Raw genomic sequence first — 14,502 nt, 5'->3', positions numbered from 1 at the left:
GCCACGACGGTCTCGGATCAGGGTCGCCGACGACCGCCGAACGGTGCGTCCACGTCGTCGGGGCGGCCACGCCGGACCGCAGCAGCGATCACGGCCGCCCCCACGCCGACGGTGACCGCGACGAGGATGCCGAGGGCCATCGCACCGGTGGATCGGTCCTCGTAGTTCGACCAGGGCAGCCCGAGCGCCCACTGCACCGCCGGGCCGAGGACGAGCAGCAGGCCGGCGGGGACGACGACCACGACCGCCTTCCGCACGCCGCTCCAGGCAGGCCGGAGGAGCACGACCGCGCCCGCGAGCGCGGCGACGGCCACAGCCCCGTGGACCCAGGACGTACCGGACATCCGCCAGCCGTCGTGCGCGAGCCAGTCCTCGACGGCCCCGACGGTCAGCTCCCACGCGAGCGGGTCCTGGGTGTACCGGCCGGACACGACGGGCAACGGCCAGCCGATGACGGCGAGGACACCCGCGAGCACGCTCACCACACCGAGCACCACCGCCCACGACCGCGGCCCGACCGCGGGTTCGACGTCGAAGTCCGGGATGCCCACGCGCACGAGGCTACTGCCGGCCCGGACGGACCAGCGGCGGATGCCCTCCGCGGGCTGCGACACGGGCGCGTCGTGCACGTCGGACCAGGTCGCGACCGAGGTACGGCGTCCCGCCGTGCACGCCCGTCACCACGGCAGGGTGCCCGACTCGTCGGTGAACGTGCCGGTCGGGCCGTCCGGGCCCGTCGTCGCGAGCGCCACGACGACGCGGGCGCTCTCCGCGACGGAGCGCCCGATCCCGAACGCCGCCGTCATGTCGGTCGCCGTCGCACCCGGCTCGACGGCGTTGAAGCGGATGCCGGGGTTCGCCTTCGCGTACTGCACGGTGAGCATCGTGGCGGCCGCCTTCGACGCGGAGTAGAGCGCGACGGGCAGCCCGTGCTCCGGACGCTCCGGGTTCGTCACGGCCCAGAACGACCCCGCGCTGCTCGACACCGTGACGACGGACGGTGCCGACGACCGACGCAACAGTGGCAGCGCCGCCTCGGTGACCCGGACGATGCCGACCGCGTTCGTGTCGAAGGAGCGCAGTGCCGCGGGTCCGTCGAGCTCCGTCGTGAGGACGCCGGCGTTGTGCACGAGGACGTCGAGTCCGGTGCCCGAGGCCTCGACCGTCGCGAGCGCGGCGCGGACCGAGGCGTCGTCGGTGACGTCGAGCTGCACGGCCCGGGCACCGATCGCCGCGGCGGCCGCGGCGCCGCGGTCGGCGTCGCGTGCGCCGACCCAGACCTCGTGCCCGAGGTCGACGAGCTGGCGTGCGGTCTCGAACCCGATGCCCTTGTTGGCACCGGTGATGAGCGTGACGGTCATGGGTCCTCCGGACGGGAATCAGACGGGGCGGGCGCCCCGTTCCAGAAGGTATGCAGGATCTCGTCGCCGCCCCAGAGCCCTCTCGTGACCAGGTCCTGACAGGACCCCCGATGACGGACGCGAGCCGGGCCTCCGCTCCGGGTCGACGCAACCCGCTCGGGACGTACCTGCGCGCGCGACGGGCGCAGGTGACGCCGGCGCAGGCCGGGCTGGCGGTCCGGGGCCAGCGCCGGGTCGCCGGTCTCCGTCGTGAGGAGGTCGCGATGCTCGCCGGCATCAGCGCCGACTACTACCTGCGACTGGAGCGGGGCCGCGACCGGAACCCGTCCACCCAGGTGCTCGAGGCGCTCGGACGGGTGCTGCGACTGGACGACGAGCACCTGGCGCACATGCACGCGATCGTGGCCGGACCGCTCCGCGCCGACCGTGCGGCGACGTCGACACCCGTCGTGCCCGACGGCGCCCGCCGCCTGCTCGACCAGCTCGTGCAGCCGGCCGTCATCGAGACCACGGCGTTCGACGTCCTGGCCGCGAACCCCCTCGCGCAGCGGCTCTCACCGCGACTGACCCCCGGGCGGAACCAGTTGCGCGACCTGCTCACGGTGCCGGAGGACCGGGCGCTGTTCCCCGACCACGACGCCGTGGCGCAGTGCCTGGTCGGGAACCTCCGGCAGACCGCGGGCGGCGGCGCGGGACGGTCCGCGGACCTCGCCGAGGAGCTCCGCATGGTCAGTGACCGGTTCCGGCAGCTCTGGGACCGGCACGACGTGCAGGGGCAGACCGGCGGGACCGTCCTGCTGCACCACCCGGAAGTCGGGCCGCTCAGGCTGGAACGCGAACGGCTGGCCGTCGACGGGGCGGCGGACGTGCGACTCGTGGTGTTCCACGCGGCGCCGGGATCGGACGCGGCGGCGAAGCTCGACCGGTTGCGCGGTGCGGGGTCCCACCGGGTCTGACGGCGACCGCGGTGAGCCTTCAGGACCGACGACGACCGCAACCGCGACCGCGACCCGGCCACGTCGAGCGCGAGCTGCACGCAGTCCGACCGCGCCCACGCCCGACGGTCAGCAGCGGGTCCAGACCTTGACGTGTGCCGTCGCTGCTGCTTTGCTCTATCAACAGATGCAAGAAAGTTGCATCAGGTGAAATGACCCTCAACGGAGAGTGAGTCGCACATGGGTTTGGCCGTCTGGGCGCTGATCGCCTACATCGGCACGATCGTGGTCTGGAGCGTGGCGCTCCGCCGCGGTATCGGCGAGGGGATGGTCGTCGGGTTCCTCGTCGTCTGCGCGTTCGGCGGCACCCGGTTCCTCGAGCTGCTGGTGTTCGGGTTGCAGGACGCCTTCAACGAGGAGATCGTGTTCGCCGCGCTCGCCTTCACGTTCGTCGGGTTCCTGTTGGCGTCGACGGGGGTCATCGACCGGCAGGTCGAGATCCTCAACTCGTTGCTCGGCCGGCTGCCCGGCGGGGCAGGCTACGTCGCGACCGTGGGCTCGGCACTGTTCGGTTCGGTCGCGCACTCCGGGTCCGCGAACGCGGCGACGCTCGGCACCGTCACCATCCCGTGGATGAAGCGGTCGCAGTGGCCCGCCCCGGTGGCTGCCACCGTCGTCGCGGGGAACGCCGGCAACGGCACGGTGATCCCGCCCAGCGCCTCGTTCTTCATCCTCATCGGCACCGCGACGGTCGCACCGCTCGTCACGATCGGCGAGCTCCTGCCCGCGATGTTCGTCGCCGCCGGGTGGTGCGTGCTGTGGCGCTTGATCGTCATCGCCTACTTCGTCCGTCGGCACCGCATCCAGCGCGTCCCGGCCGAGGACATCAGCCCCTTCCGCCAGTCCTTCCGACACGGGTGGACGTCGCTGCTCGTGTTCCTCGGCATCCTCGTCCCGGTGTTCGTGACGCTCGGCCCGAGTGGTGCGTTCGTCACGGACGCGCTCGGCGAGGACGCGGCCGACACCATCAGCATCGTCGTCTGGATCCCCGTGCTCCTCGGCCTGCTGGCACTGCTCCTCGGCCGGAAGAAGCTGCCGAAGGGCACCCGAGAGTGGTACGACTTCGTCGCGGGGACCGCGCCGCGCTACCGCGACATCGGTGCGACCCTCGTCTTCGCGTTCGCCGGCGGTGCCGTGCTGACCGAGCTCGGGCTCGCCGACCAGCTCGCGGCCGTGCTCAACGGACTGGACGCCTCCCCCGTCGTGATGAGCGTGATCGTCGCCGTGATGGTCGTGCTGGTCGCCGGCCCGCTCAGCTCCACCGCGACCATCGCCACGATCGGCGGCATCGGGTTCAGCGTCCTCGTCGTCGCCGGGGTCGACCCCGTGCTGGCCGCCTGCGTCGTCCTGGTGGCGGCCTCGACCGAGGGAGCCTCGCCGCCCGGAGCGTCGGCCATCTACATCGCGACCGGGATCGCCGGGGTGAACCCGGTGAAGACGTTCGTCCCGCTCGTGGTCCTGTACGTCGTCCCCATCCTGCTCATCGCCGCGCTCATCGGGCCGGGCTGGCTGCCCGTCCCCCACTGAACCCGTCCCCACCGATCGGAAGGACTGCACCATGGCAGACCCCACGGGACCCACGACGGGTCCGACCCGGAAGCGCATCGCCACCGGCATGACGGCCGTGTTCGTCGTCCTGCTCGTCTCGATGCTCGCGCTCGGCACCGTCATGGTGCTGCTGCAGCTCGTCGGCGTCCTGGTCCTCGACGCAGCGCTCGTCTCCGCGGCCGCAGCCGCCCTCGCCCCGTGGACGTTCGGGGTCGGCGGCGCCCTCGGCATCTGGACCCTGCTCCTCGCCTACGCACACGGATGGAAGTCGAACGAATGACCGAGCACACCCAGCACACCCAGCACATCGAGCACACCGGGCACACCGTCACCCAGGACGTCGTCGACCGGCTCGGCGCCCTGCCGGTCGCGAACATCGGCGACGCCATGCAGCGCCTCGGCGTCGTGGACGCGGAGATCGGGCCCGTCTGGCGCGGTGCGCGCACCGCCGGGACCGCGCGCACCGTCGAGGTCGCGGGCGGCGACAACGCCGGCGTCCACGAGGCGCTCGACACCCTGCGGCCGGGCGACGTCCTCGTCGTGAACGGCCACGCCGTCCGTGACCGCGCCCTGGTCGGCGAGCTCATCGCGGAGCGCCTCCGTGCACGCGGGTGCGTCGGACTCGTCGTCGACGGCGCCGTCCGCGACGTCGGCGACCTCGAGGAGATCGGCTTCCCGGTGTTCGCCCGCGCCGTCACCCCCGCCGGCCCCTACCGCAACGGACCCTTCCGCGTCGGACGGCCGGTGGCGATCGGCGGTGTCGTGGTCCACCCCGGCGACGTCGTCGTCGCCGACGGGGACGGCGTCGCGGTGGTGCCCGCAGCCGAGGCCACCGAGGTGCTCACCCGAGCAGAGGCGAAGCACGCCGACGAGACCCGGATCCGCGACGAGATCGTCGCCGCGTCGAGGTCCGAGTGACGGTGCGGCGGGGCGGTCCGTCACAATGGCGTCATGGCAACCGACGGGCAGACCTCCCAGCCGACGGTCCGCAGCGTCGAACGTGCGCTCGACGTGCTCGAACTCCTCGAGCGGAGTGCCCGCCCGCTGCGGCTGGTCGACCTGAGCCGGGGCACGGGCCTGCACGCCGCCACGGCGCTGCGCATCGTCGGTGTGCTGCAACGCCGCGGCCTGGTGCAGCACGACGGCGGCGAGTACCGACTGGGAGCGGGAGCGCTCGGTCTGGCACACGGCTACCTCGTCGGCGACCCGCTCACGACCCGCGCACGCGGGGTGCTCCAGCAGCTCGCCGACTCGACGCACCTCACGACGTCGCTCTACGTGCGCACCGGCGAGGAGCGCATCCTCACCGCGCGCGTCGACGGCCGGGACCCCTTGCGCTACCAGTTGCCGGTCGGTCGGCGGCTCCCCCTGGTGGTCGGCGCCGGCAAGACGATCCTCGCCTTCACGACGCCGGAGGAACGCGACGACGTCCTCGCGCGCCACGGCGACACGACGGACGCGAACGGCCGGACGGTGCCCGCGGACGAGCTGCGCTCGTCGCTCGACGAGATCCACCGGAACGGCTTCCACGTCTCGATCGCCGAGCGTGACGTCGCCGTCGCCGCGGTCAGCGCGCCGGTCTTCGACCAGCGCGGAGCCGTGATCGGGTCCGTCTCGGCGTCCGGTCCGGCAGAACACAACGACAGAGCGGGACTGGAGGCACTGGTCCCGGAGGTCCGTCGGGCCGCGCAGGCGGTCGGTCGGTAGGAAGCGAGCCACGGCTCGCAGGAGAGGAACACCATGCGAGTCGGGTTCATCGGTCTCGGCGAGGCCGGGTCCATCTACGCGGCGGCCGTCGTCGCCGCCGGTCACGAGGTCCGGGGCTTCGACCCCGCCCCCGCACCGGCTCCGGACGGGGTCGAGCGGCTCGGTTCCGTCGGCGAGGTCGTCGCCGCCAGCGAGCTGACGATCGTCCTGACCGGAGCCGCCCTCAGCCGCTCGATCGCGGAGGACGCCGCGCGGGCGATCACCCCCGGCGCGGTCTACGCGGACTTCACGACCGCCTCCCCCGAGGACATGGTCATCGCGGAACAGGGCATCGTCGCGGCCGGTGGCCGGTTCGCGGACGTCGCGATCCTCGGGCCGGTGCCGCTGAAGGGCGCCGCGACGGAGACGATCGTGTCCGGCGGGGCAGCGGACGTCGTCGGGGAGCTGCTCACCTCACTCGGGTCCGACGTCGAGCACGTCGACGGCCCGGCCGGTACCGCGACCTCGCGGAAGCTGCTCCGGAGCGTGCTCATGAAGAGCCTGGCGACCGTCGTCGTCGAGGCGCTCGAGGCCGGCCGCGCCGCGGGCTGCGAGGACTGGGTGCACGCGCAGATCGCGGCGCAGCTCTCCGGCGACGCGGACGCGAAGATCGAGCGGTACGAGTCGGGCAGCCGGAAGCACGCCGTGCGACGGGCGCACGAGATGCAGTCCGTGTCGGAGTACCTCGAGCGCCTCGGCGTGCGTCCGGAGATGTCGGCCGCGTCGCGCCGGGTGCTCGAGCGGCTCGCCGACGGGTGACGAGCGCAGCAGACGCTCGCTCCTGCGTCTCGTCGTGGACGGGACGGATGGACGGACAGGAGGCGCGGTGCCAGCTGGCACCGCGCCTCCTGTCCGTCTCGACGGGGCCGCGGACCTACCCGACCGTCACCAGCTTGGCGTAGGCCGGGAGGGCGTCGCGGCGAGGTTCTGCTCGGCCCACCGCGACCGCTGGTGCGGCCGCCGTCCGGTACGGCCGTTGCGGACGGGAGGCGCGTGGGGACCCGGCCCCGCGCCTCCCGTCCACCTCGCGCACCGCGCCTTCCGGCGCGGGGCGCTCCACCGGACCCGAAACCGGTGGAGTCTCAACGGCGGTACAGCGTGTCCCTGGCCAGGACGGCGAAGTCGCGCAGGAGGTCGCGCTCCACGGCGTCCTCCCTGCGCGGCGCAGGATCGAACACGCAGACCGCGCCGACGCGGGTCCCGTCCAGGTCCTCCAATGGGTGCCCCGCGTAGAAGCGGATCCGTCCGCGTCGGGCGACCTGCGGACGGCTGCTGTCCCACGCGTCCCCGATGACCGTCGGGCCGGAGCCCAGCACGGTCGTGCGGCAGAAGGAGTCCTGCAGTGCTCCCGTCCCACGCGGCAGCCAGAGACTCGCGGCGGACCACTGCCGTCCCGCCGGCAGGAAGGTGATCGCAGCGCCCCGCGTCCGGAAGAGCTCGGTCATGTGCTGCACCATCCGGTCCAGGGCGGCGTCGGCCGGAGCGTCGACGACGCCCAGGCGACGGATGGCCTCGTACCGGTGCTCGAACGGTTGCGGCGTCGAGCGGAGCCACTGGGGACTCCCGGCGCGGGCCCGCTGCTGCTCGAGCAACAGGTGCACGACCTCGAGGAACAGCGGCGGCGTGCACGTGACCGTGTCGGTGTCGGTGTCGGTGTCGAGGCCCAGCACGACCAGGTCCCGTCGCGCCTGCTGCAGCGCCGTCACGAGCGCGAGCTGGTCCTCCTTGTGCGCAAGCACGAGCACGACCTCCGCGGTCGGCGCCAGCTGTGGTCGGAGCTGGTCGACCAGCACGAGCGCTTCCTCGGCCGCGGCGGCGACCGCGGTGTTCGTGGTGCGGCTGTGGACGACGCTGCCGGACAGGCACACCACCACGACGTCGTAGTTGGCGACGTGGGTCCCGCTCCCGGCGGAGACCAACGTCTGGCCGGACCAGCTCGACCACGGCACCGCCGTGACGTCGGCACCGCGCCCGGACCGCCCGGCCAGCGCCTGGGCCATCGTGCGTGCGGCGCCGTGGAGCGACTCGTCGGGCGTGAGGACCGCGTCACCGAACACCAGGACCCGGTCCGGGTCCGGGCCGCTCGCCGACGCCGTCACGACGCGCGGCGGCAGCGAACGGTCGGGCAGTCGTGGGGCTTCCGTCATGGTCATCGTCGCCTCCTGGACTTCGCTGGTCCCCGGGAGCAGTCCGGGTGGGTCACCGTCGCGCACCGGTTGGAGACGACCGTAGGCAGGCGCCGGTCCGGGCGCCATCCGCTGCGCGCGGAGTCACCGTCGCTGCGCGCGGATCCGTGTCCGGCGGGCGTGGGCGTGGCCGGTAGAGTCACGCCATGACCGGGGCCACGACCGAGCTGTTCGGCTTGCACCGGGTGGCCGCCAGCACGACCGTCGACGAGGCCGCCGCCGTGCTGGGCGAGGTGTTCCTGCCGGTGCAGGTCTCGCCGACCGAGGGCTCGTCGAGCCTGCGCATGCAACTGAACGCCCTCACGGTCGGTCGGATCACCTTCGGCTGGATGTGCTTCCGCGAGGCCGTCCGGTTGTGCACCGCGGAGCCCGTCAACTACCACCTCGACATCCCGGTCCGGTCGCAGTCGACCATGCGGGCCGACCGAGGGACGCGCTTCCGGGGGACCGAGCAGACCGCCGGCGTGTTCATGCCGGGCCGGTCGGTGGAGCTCGACTGCAGCGACTGGTTCGCCCAGGTCGCCGTCATGATCCCGCACCGCGACCTGCAGACCGAGCTGGAGCTCCTGCTGGACGCACCGGCCCCGACACCGCTCGAGTTCGACGCGGAGTTCGACCTCACCACCGGCGGCGGACGGGCCGTGTCACAGGCCGTGCGGCTCGTCGACGAAGGCTCCCGCGGGACGACGGGCCTCCTCGCACATCCACTCGCGGTGCGCAGCCTCGAGCAGGTGTTCCTGCACAGCCTGCTGCTCGGGCAGCCGCACAACCACTCGGCGGCACTCGCCGTGCCGAGAGGGGCTGCCGGTGCCCGGTCGGTCGCGCAGGCCGTCGAGCTCCTCCGCCAGGACCCGGCACGACCGTGGACCGTCGGGGAGCTCGCTGCCGCCGTCTCGACGAGCGTCCGCAGCCTGCAGGAGAGCTTCCGGCGGACCCTCGACACCACGCCCACGGGCTACCTGCGACGACTCCGGTTGGAACGGGCCCGCGAGGACCTGCTCACCGCGGCCCCGGGCGCCGTCACCGTGTCCGAGGTCGCCGCCCGGTGGGGCTTCCTGCATGTCAGCCGGTTCGCCGGCGCCTACGCGGAGCGCTTCGGCGAGCTGCCGTCGGCGACGCTGCGGCGTGGGGGGCCGTGAGCTGAGCGGGCGCTCGTGCGGGCAGGCTCCGCTGCTCCAGGTCCGCGTTCGGGCGGCTCGTGCTCAGGGGCGAGAGGGTGCACCGGCGTGAACGTAGCCTGGTCGCATGCCTCCGGTCCGCGATCTGCTCTCCATCGGGGAAGTCAGTGCCCGCACTGGCCTCAGCGTCGACACGCTCCGTTTCTACGAGCGCGAGGGCCTGTTCCCACCTCCCCAGCGGAGTGCGGGCGGGCGTCGAGGTTTCTCGGCGGCCGACCTCGGCTGGATCGGCATCTGTCAGCGTCTGCGCGCCTCCGGGATGCCGCTCCCGGAGATCGCCCGGTACGCCGCGATGGTTCGAGCAGGGTCGGGCAACGAGGGCGAGCGCCTGGAGCTGTTGCAGCGTCACGAAGCGCAGGTGCGAGCCCAGATGGCGGTCTTGCAGGACGCGCTCGATCTCATCTCCACGAAGGTGGCCGCCTACACCGAGGCCGTGTCGATGGGAACCGCGAGTGGATTGTTCGTCAGCGATGATGCCGATGACGCCTACTTCGCCGCGAGGAGCGAGGCGTCGTCGCAGCGGTGCACTTCGACTTCCTGAGCGCACCGGCTGCCGAGGTTGACCTGGAGTCGACTCCAGGTCCTACGGTTGCGACGTTCGCCATCGAGTGCTCCTGACGAGCCTCGAGCGAAGCCAGCAACCAATGACCGTGAGGAAGAACATGTCTGCATTCATCGAGCCCGATGACACCCGGTACGACGAGCGCTCGCGCGCGCTCGTCCAGGTCGGTCGCGATGCCATCGCTCAGGAGAACCCCGCCGTGCTGCGGGAGTACTTCAGCGAGGACTTCACGTTCCACGGCCCTGGCGTCGATCTCGACTTCGCTGGACTCGAGGTCTTCTTCGCGCAGATGCGTGCGGCGTTCAGCGGCTTCTACTGCGAGCGTCACGAGATCGTCTCGTCGGGCTCCCTCGTCGGATGCCGGACGGAGATGGGCGGCATCTTCGACGGGCCGTTCGAGCCGTCGCCGTTCGGCACGGTTCAACCCCACGGCGGGGAGTTCACGCTGACACTGATCAACATGTTCCGCTACGACGAGGACGGCAAGCTCGCCGAGGAGTGGGTGCAGTACGACAACCTCGAGACGATGCGCCAGCTCGGGATCGAGCTCGCCCCGGTCGGTCAGCCCAGCGCCTGAACCCCGGGAACGGTGGTGCGCACCACCGTTGCAGGCGCTGTGCCGTCCAGCGATGACGTCGTGGTCGGCGCCGGCGTACTCGTGGTGCTCGACGAGAGGCCATCTCGACAGGCGATCGTCCATCGAGACGATGACCGGTTGGCGAGGGCCTGGAGCATCCACGGGAACCCGCCCAAGGCGCATCTACCCGGTACGGGTGCGTCCTGCCCGCAGCTCGGCGAGGGTGCCTGCCCGTTCGAGCCGGGCCGGGTCCGTAGGCCTCACTTGGCTGCGGGCGATGTCGGAGGTCATCAACAGCGACGTCCGACGAGCCATGGTCGCCTGGACGCCCACAACAGAGGCCGCTAGAGGCCCGTGCGCCTGTTCGTCTCCCAGTGGTCGAACACCACTTCACCCTCGGGTTCCAGCCCCCGTCGAACCAGCCGGAGGGGGCGACGGCCCCGGCGCTCGTGGGAACGCGCGGCGACCTCGGTCGGCCAGCCCGCTTCGATCGAGTAGTTGGTGTCGAAGTCATCCGCCCACGCCGGTACTTCGACGACGAGCCGCGTCGGAAGCGACGGGACGCCCTGATCACAGGGCCCGTCCTCGCTCCAGAACGGCCGATCGACGCCGTACTCGTTCATCAGGCCGTAGCGCACGACGAGAGCACTGCATGCTTGCGACGATCGCGTCCGAGAGCCGATCGCTCTGCGATCACGGACGGAGCCGAGAGCGTCGGTGGCCGACCGCGGCGCTCACGAGGATGACGACGGCGCAGACGGCCGCGACCCAGGCGACCACGGTCAGGGAAGGAGAACGATCTTTCCGGTGAAGCCACCTGCTTGCCCGAAGGCGTGTGCTCGAGCGGCACCCGCCAGCGGGAGCGCGGCGGCCACGATGACCCGGATGTCACCTGCTCCGGCCAGGTCTGCGAGGTGCTGACGCACCGAGGCGCGGTACTCGGTGCCGGCGTCTTGTCCGGGTCCGTAGCCGAGGAGCTTGATCCCGGTGCCGAACCGCCGGTCCGAGCCGGCGATCGAAGCAACCCGAGCCGGATCCGGTGCGAACTGCAGTGACACGTCGAGTGCTTCGTCGGTGCCGACCGTGTCGATCGCCGCGTCGATGCCCTGGGGTGCGGCGGCCTCGACCCTGCCTGCGAGGCCCGCACCGTACGTGACGGGGATTGCACCGAAGCCGCGCAACAGCTCGTGGTTCCGTTCGCCAGCGGTCGCGACGACGGTGGCCCCGAGCTGCACCGCGAGCTGCACAGCCATCAGGCCCACGCCACCGGCACCGCCGTGGATGAGGACCGTCTCGCCCGCTCGCACGTCTGCTGCGTGGAGCGCGTGCGCGGCGGTCAAGCCGGCGAGCATCAGCCCCCCTGCCTGCTCCCAGCTCAGCCGCTCCGGCTTCGGGATGAGTGAGGACGCGGGGACGGTGACGTGATCGGCGTAGGCGGCAGTCACGGGGTAGACGATGACCTCGTCGCCGACCTGCATACCGTCCACGTCGTCGCCGACCGCGGTGACCACGCCAGCGCACTCCATCCCGAGGTCCGGCATCGACTCCGCCACCCCGGCCACGTCCTGGTGTTCGTCGTCGACAGCATGGAACGCACCGCTGTAGAGCTTCCAATCGACCGGGTTCACGCCCGCTGCGCGGACCTCGACCACCACCTCACCCGCGCGCGGGGTGGGCACCTCGACGTCGACCACGGTGAGCATGTCGGGCCCGCCGTGGTTCCGGGGACGCACAATCCTGGCCATCGGTCCTCCTGTACCTGCGACACATCTCGCCGATGTGTCCTCGCTTGCTGAGCTGATCAGCCCCTACGAAGCTTCCTGCACGCCGTTGTCTCGGGGAAGCGCAACATTGGCAAACCGTTGTTGCGTGCGACACAATCCGAGGATGCCGGCCGAGCAACTCGATCTCAACCTCCTGCGCGTCTTCGACGCACTCCTCGACGCCGGCAGCGTGTCCGGGGCTGCTGAGGTCCTGCACTTGTCCGTCCCGGCTACCAGTCGCGCGCTCGGTCGGCTTCGATTAGCGATGGGTGACCCTGTCCTCGTGAGGGCGGGTCGCGGGATGACTCCGACACCCTTCGCGTTGCGCGCGGCCGCTCGCGTCAAAGCACTTCTCGACGACGCGGACAGGTTGCGACTCGAAACCCTGGGCGACCCGGCCACGTGGCGGCGGACCTTCACCATCCGCATCAACGACGCTCTCACCCCGGTCCTCGCGCCCCGTCTGACTCGTCTCGTCGCCGCAGAAGCGCCCCACATCCAGCTCCGGTTCGTGGCCCAGGACTCCAAGGACGCGGACCTGCTCCGGAACGGCACGCTCGATCTGGATGTCGGGGTGCGTGTGCCCTCCCCGCCCGACATCCGCAGTTCTGTCCTGTTCACCGACGTGTTCGTCGCCGTCGTCTCGACCGGATCGGACCTCGGACGCAAACCCGTCCTCACGCTCGAAGACCTTTGCTCCGTGCCGCACGTCTCAGCATCCCGACGCGGTTTGGACCGCGGGCCGCTCGACGACGCACTGGAACGCGAGGGCTACCAACGCCGGGTCGCAGCCATCGTGCCCTCCTACGCCGTGGGGGCCCTCATGGCGTTGGAGCACGATGTCATCTGCCTTCTCCCCTCCCGGCTCGCGGCGCACCTCCAGGACCGCGGCGTCCCGATCCGCGCGTACCGAGTGCCAGCCACGCTCCCCGACGCGACCGCCGAACAGCGCTGGCACCAGCGCAACCACAGCGACCCCGCCTCCCAGTGGCTCAGAGGACTGATGACGGCCGCTGCCAGCGACCACCCCGCCCCACACTGACCGCTCGGAGACCGGTCCCCCGTGCACATCCGACCGTGCGAGTGCCGGGCCCGCCTTCCACAGCCGTTCAGCGGGTCGAACGCCCCCTCGGAAAGCTGTTCCGCTGTCATCCGCAGTGGACGCACAGCACACGGACGCCTCGCGCCGAACGCACGGTCAGCCGACCCACCTCCGCGTAGCCGCTCGGTGCTGCCGAACAGCCAGTCAGGCGCCGTCGTTCAGCGACGTCGCGTGCGAGCGAGACGATCTGCTCGGCTGACGAGCGACATATGACTGTTCACTGAATCGGTCGCCCGGGGTCTCTCTAGATGCGCGCCCGCTCACAAAACTGTCGCGGCGTCTGCTCACGAAAAGCGTCGCTTCTACTCGCTGGCTCGGATATGGTCGGCCCGAGCTCAGTCAGCTACACCGGAGAAGAAGAGAACGGGGTTCGCGCAGGTGTCCGAAAACAGGTTCCAGGGTTTGATTCGTCGCGTCGCGGATCAGGTGCAAGCCGACTATGAGGAAGCTCGTCAGCACGCGCGCGAGCACGACCCTCAGCGGTCGGGCCATGAAGGTGAGGCCACCTGGATTCGGTTGCTAAGCGATTGGGGACCGTCCTGGCCCGTCGTTTCCCGGAAGTACATCGTTGGGCCGGGCGGTGACTCAAACGAGGTTGACCTCCTCGTCCTGAAGCCCGACTACCCGAGGCACTTGATGGACGACCCGTCAGTCCTCGCAAGCGGCGTAGCGGCTGCCTTCTCTGTGAAACTCACGCTGCGACCTCGGCACCTAGGCGAGGCCTTGCTGCAAAAACGTCGGCTGCTCGAGGTTGCCGGGGCGTCACCGGCGTCAGTCCGCGAGGCACTGTGCGGTCCGTTCCCATTCGGACTTCTCGCGCACAGTAGCGAGCTTGCCCGGAACGCGACAGACTTCCGCGCTGCGATTCAGGACTTCCATGAGAGGACCGCCTACAGTTCGACGGACCCGCTGGTCCGGTCGCCGCGGGAGGAACTAGACGCTTTACTCGTCGCCGATCGCGCGTTCTTCAGCGCACGACGCGTGTCATTGGCCCCGGCGGGCGTTCCTGGTACCGCGGCCAATTGGCAGCCAATGTCGTCGTTCAACAGCTATCACGGAGCAACGGCAGATCTCCCCGGAGCGCCCTTGGCTCAGTTCGTCACGTGGCTGAGCCAGACACTGCTCCCGCTGGGAGCCTCGTCCCTCGCAACGTTGGAAGCCATGTTCGGCGCAGACGCATCGTCAGGCAGGGCGACCCCGTGGCCGCGTTCGATCTATCCGGAAGGGATGCTGCAGCAGGGAAGCATGCTTCTCAACGATTACGGGAATCCTCTGCTGTTCTGAATCCACGTAGCCCTGCGCTCAGGGACCCCAGTCTCGACGACCGCTGCCGCTAACGTCAGGCGGCGAGAGACCGGTGCTAGCGAGTGTCGGTACCCGCTTGTACTGTTAGGTCCCCGAAGTAGCACCATCTCGAGATCCGGGATGCAGGGAGCCGTCTATTGCGCAGCTGGGATGACAAAGCAATCGTTCTGCCCTCAATA

16 protein-coding genes are annotated in these 14,502 nt (G+C 70.9%); 11 read left to right on the top strand and 5 right to left on the bottom strand.

Annotation, left to right across the window (positions count from 1 at the left end):
* Positions 1-17 precede the first annotated feature (17 nt).
* Both BIU94_RS10360 and BIU94_RS10355 read right to left on the bottom strand, forming a co-directional pair.
* Complete coding sequence (locus tag BIU94_RS10360) at positions 18-551, bottom strand: hypothetical protein (protein WP_139196378.1); 534 nt, start codon at positions 549-551, stop codon at positions 18-20.
* Positions 552-677: 126 nt separating this feature from the next.
* Positions 678-1,361 carry an SDR family NAD(P)-dependent oxidoreductase gene (locus BIU94_RS10355; protein ID WP_071258823.1) on the bottom strand — a complete coding sequence of 228 codons (684 nt, stop codon included), beginning with the start codon at positions 1,359-1,361 and terminating at the stop codon, positions 678-680.
* A gap of 110 nt (positions 1,362-1,471) precedes the next feature.
* Between BIU94_RS10355 and BIU94_RS10350 the strand changes: the two genes are divergently transcribed.
* The 6 genes from BIU94_RS10350 (at position 1,472) to BIU94_RS10325 (ending at position 6,409) form a co-directional block, all read left to right on the top strand.
* A complete protein-coding gene (locus BIU94_RS10350; protein WP_071258820.1) occupies positions 1,472-2,317 on the top strand; it encodes a helix-turn-helix domain-containing protein in 846 nt (281 codons plus the stop codon).
* A gap of 219 nt (positions 2,318-2,536) precedes the next feature.
* On the top strand, positions 2,537-3,883 hold the full coding sequence (locus tag BIU94_RS10345; RefSeq protein ID WP_071258815.1) for a TRAP transporter large permease subunit: 1,347 nt from the start codon (positions 2,537-2,539) through the stop codon (positions 3,881-3,883).
* Positions 3,884-3,914: 31 nt separating this feature from the next.
* Entirely contained in the window at positions 3,915-4,184 is a 270-nt protein-coding gene (locus BIU94_RS10340; RefSeq protein ID WP_071258812.1) for a hypothetical protein, read from the top strand.
* A complete protein-coding gene (locus BIU94_RS10335; protein WP_071258809.1) occupies positions 4,181-4,822 on the top strand; it encodes an RraA family protein in 642 nt (213 codons plus the stop codon). The genes BIU94_RS10340 and BIU94_RS10335 overlap by 4 nt, the downstream gene beginning before the upstream one ends.
* Before the next feature lie 33 nt (positions 4,823-4,855).
* The gene (locus tag BIU94_RS10330) at positions 4,856-5,611 is read left to right on the top strand and encodes an IclR family transcriptional regulator (protein WP_071258806.1); all 756 of its coding nucleotides are present in this window, start codon (positions 4,856-4,858) and stop codon (positions 5,609-5,611) included.
* 33 nt (positions 5,612-5,644) lie between these two features.
* Positions 5,645-6,409, top strand: a complete 765-nt coding sequence (locus tag BIU94_RS10325; protein ID WP_071258803.1) for a DUF1932 domain-containing protein — start codon at positions 5,645-5,647, stop codon at positions 6,407-6,409.
* Between the two features lie 323 nt (positions 6,410-6,732).
* Here the strand turns inward: BIU94_RS10325 and BIU94_RS10320 are convergent, their stop codons facing one another.
* A complete protein-coding gene (locus tag BIU94_RS10320) occupies positions 6,733-7,803 on the bottom strand; it encodes a GAF domain-containing protein (protein WP_071297553.1) in 1,071 nt (356 codons plus the stop codon).
* 179 nt (positions 7,804-7,982) lie between these two features.
* Between BIU94_RS10320 and BIU94_RS10315 the strand changes: the two genes are divergently transcribed.
* The 3 genes from BIU94_RS10315 (at position 7,983) to BIU94_RS10305 (ending at position 10,153) form a co-directional block, all read left to right on the top strand.
* The gene (locus tag BIU94_RS10315) at positions 7,983-8,975 is read left to right on the top strand and encodes an AraC family transcriptional regulator (RefSeq protein ID WP_071258793.1); all 993 of its coding nucleotides are present in this window, start codon (positions 7,983-7,985) and stop codon (positions 8,973-8,975) included.
* A 106-nt stretch (positions 8,976-9,081) separates the two neighbouring features.
* Positions 9,082-9,555 carry a MerR family transcriptional regulator gene (locus tag BIU94_RS10310; protein ID WP_071258788.1) on the top strand — a complete coding sequence of 158 codons (474 nt, stop codon included), beginning with the start codon at positions 9,082-9,084 and terminating at the stop codon, positions 9,553-9,555.
* Between the two features lie 121 nt (positions 9,556-9,676).
* Positions 9,677-10,153 carry an ester cyclase gene (locus BIU94_RS10305; RefSeq protein WP_071260316.1) on the top strand — a complete coding sequence of 159 codons (477 nt, stop codon included), beginning with the start codon at positions 9,677-9,679 and terminating at the stop codon, positions 10,151-10,153.
* Between the two features lie 344 nt (positions 10,154-10,497).
* Here the strand turns inward: BIU94_RS10305 and BIU94_RS10300 are convergent, their stop codons facing one another.
* Positions 10,498-10,791 carry a hypothetical protein gene (locus tag BIU94_RS10300; protein WP_071258785.1) on the bottom strand — a complete coding sequence of 98 codons (294 nt, stop codon included), beginning with the start codon at positions 10,789-10,791 and terminating at the stop codon, positions 10,498-10,500.
* 144 nt (positions 10,792-10,935) lie between these two features.
* Positions 10,936-11,898: an NADP-dependent oxidoreductase gene (locus tag BIU94_RS10295; protein WP_071258782.1), complete on the bottom strand. Its 963-nt coding sequence runs from the start codon at positions 11,896-11,898 to the stop codon at positions 10,936-10,938.
* A gap of 142 nt (positions 11,899-12,040) precedes the next feature.
* Here BIU94_RS10295 and BIU94_RS10290 point away from each other — a divergent pair, with 142 nt between their 5' ends.
* Positions 12,041-12,958, top strand: a complete 918-nt coding sequence (locus BIU94_RS10290) for a LysR substrate-binding domain-containing protein (protein WP_071258779.1) — start codon at positions 12,041-12,043, stop codon at positions 12,956-12,958.
* A 438-nt stretch (positions 12,959-13,396) separates the two neighbouring features.
* Positions 13,397-14,302, top strand: a complete 906-nt coding sequence (locus BIU94_RS18270; RefSeq protein WP_368086405.1) for a DUF6602 domain-containing protein — start codon at positions 13,397-13,399, stop codon at positions 14,300-14,302.
* The last annotated feature ends 200 nt before the right edge of the window (positions 14,303-14,502 follow it).

This window comes from Curtobacterium sp. MMLR14_006, from assembly GCF_001864985.1.
Classification (GTDB): Bacteria; Actinomycetota; Actinomycetes; order Actinomycetales; family Microbacteriaceae; genus Curtobacterium.
Note: the sequence above shows the minus strand (reverse complement) of the source record. Positions and strands in the feature narration are given on the sequence as shown.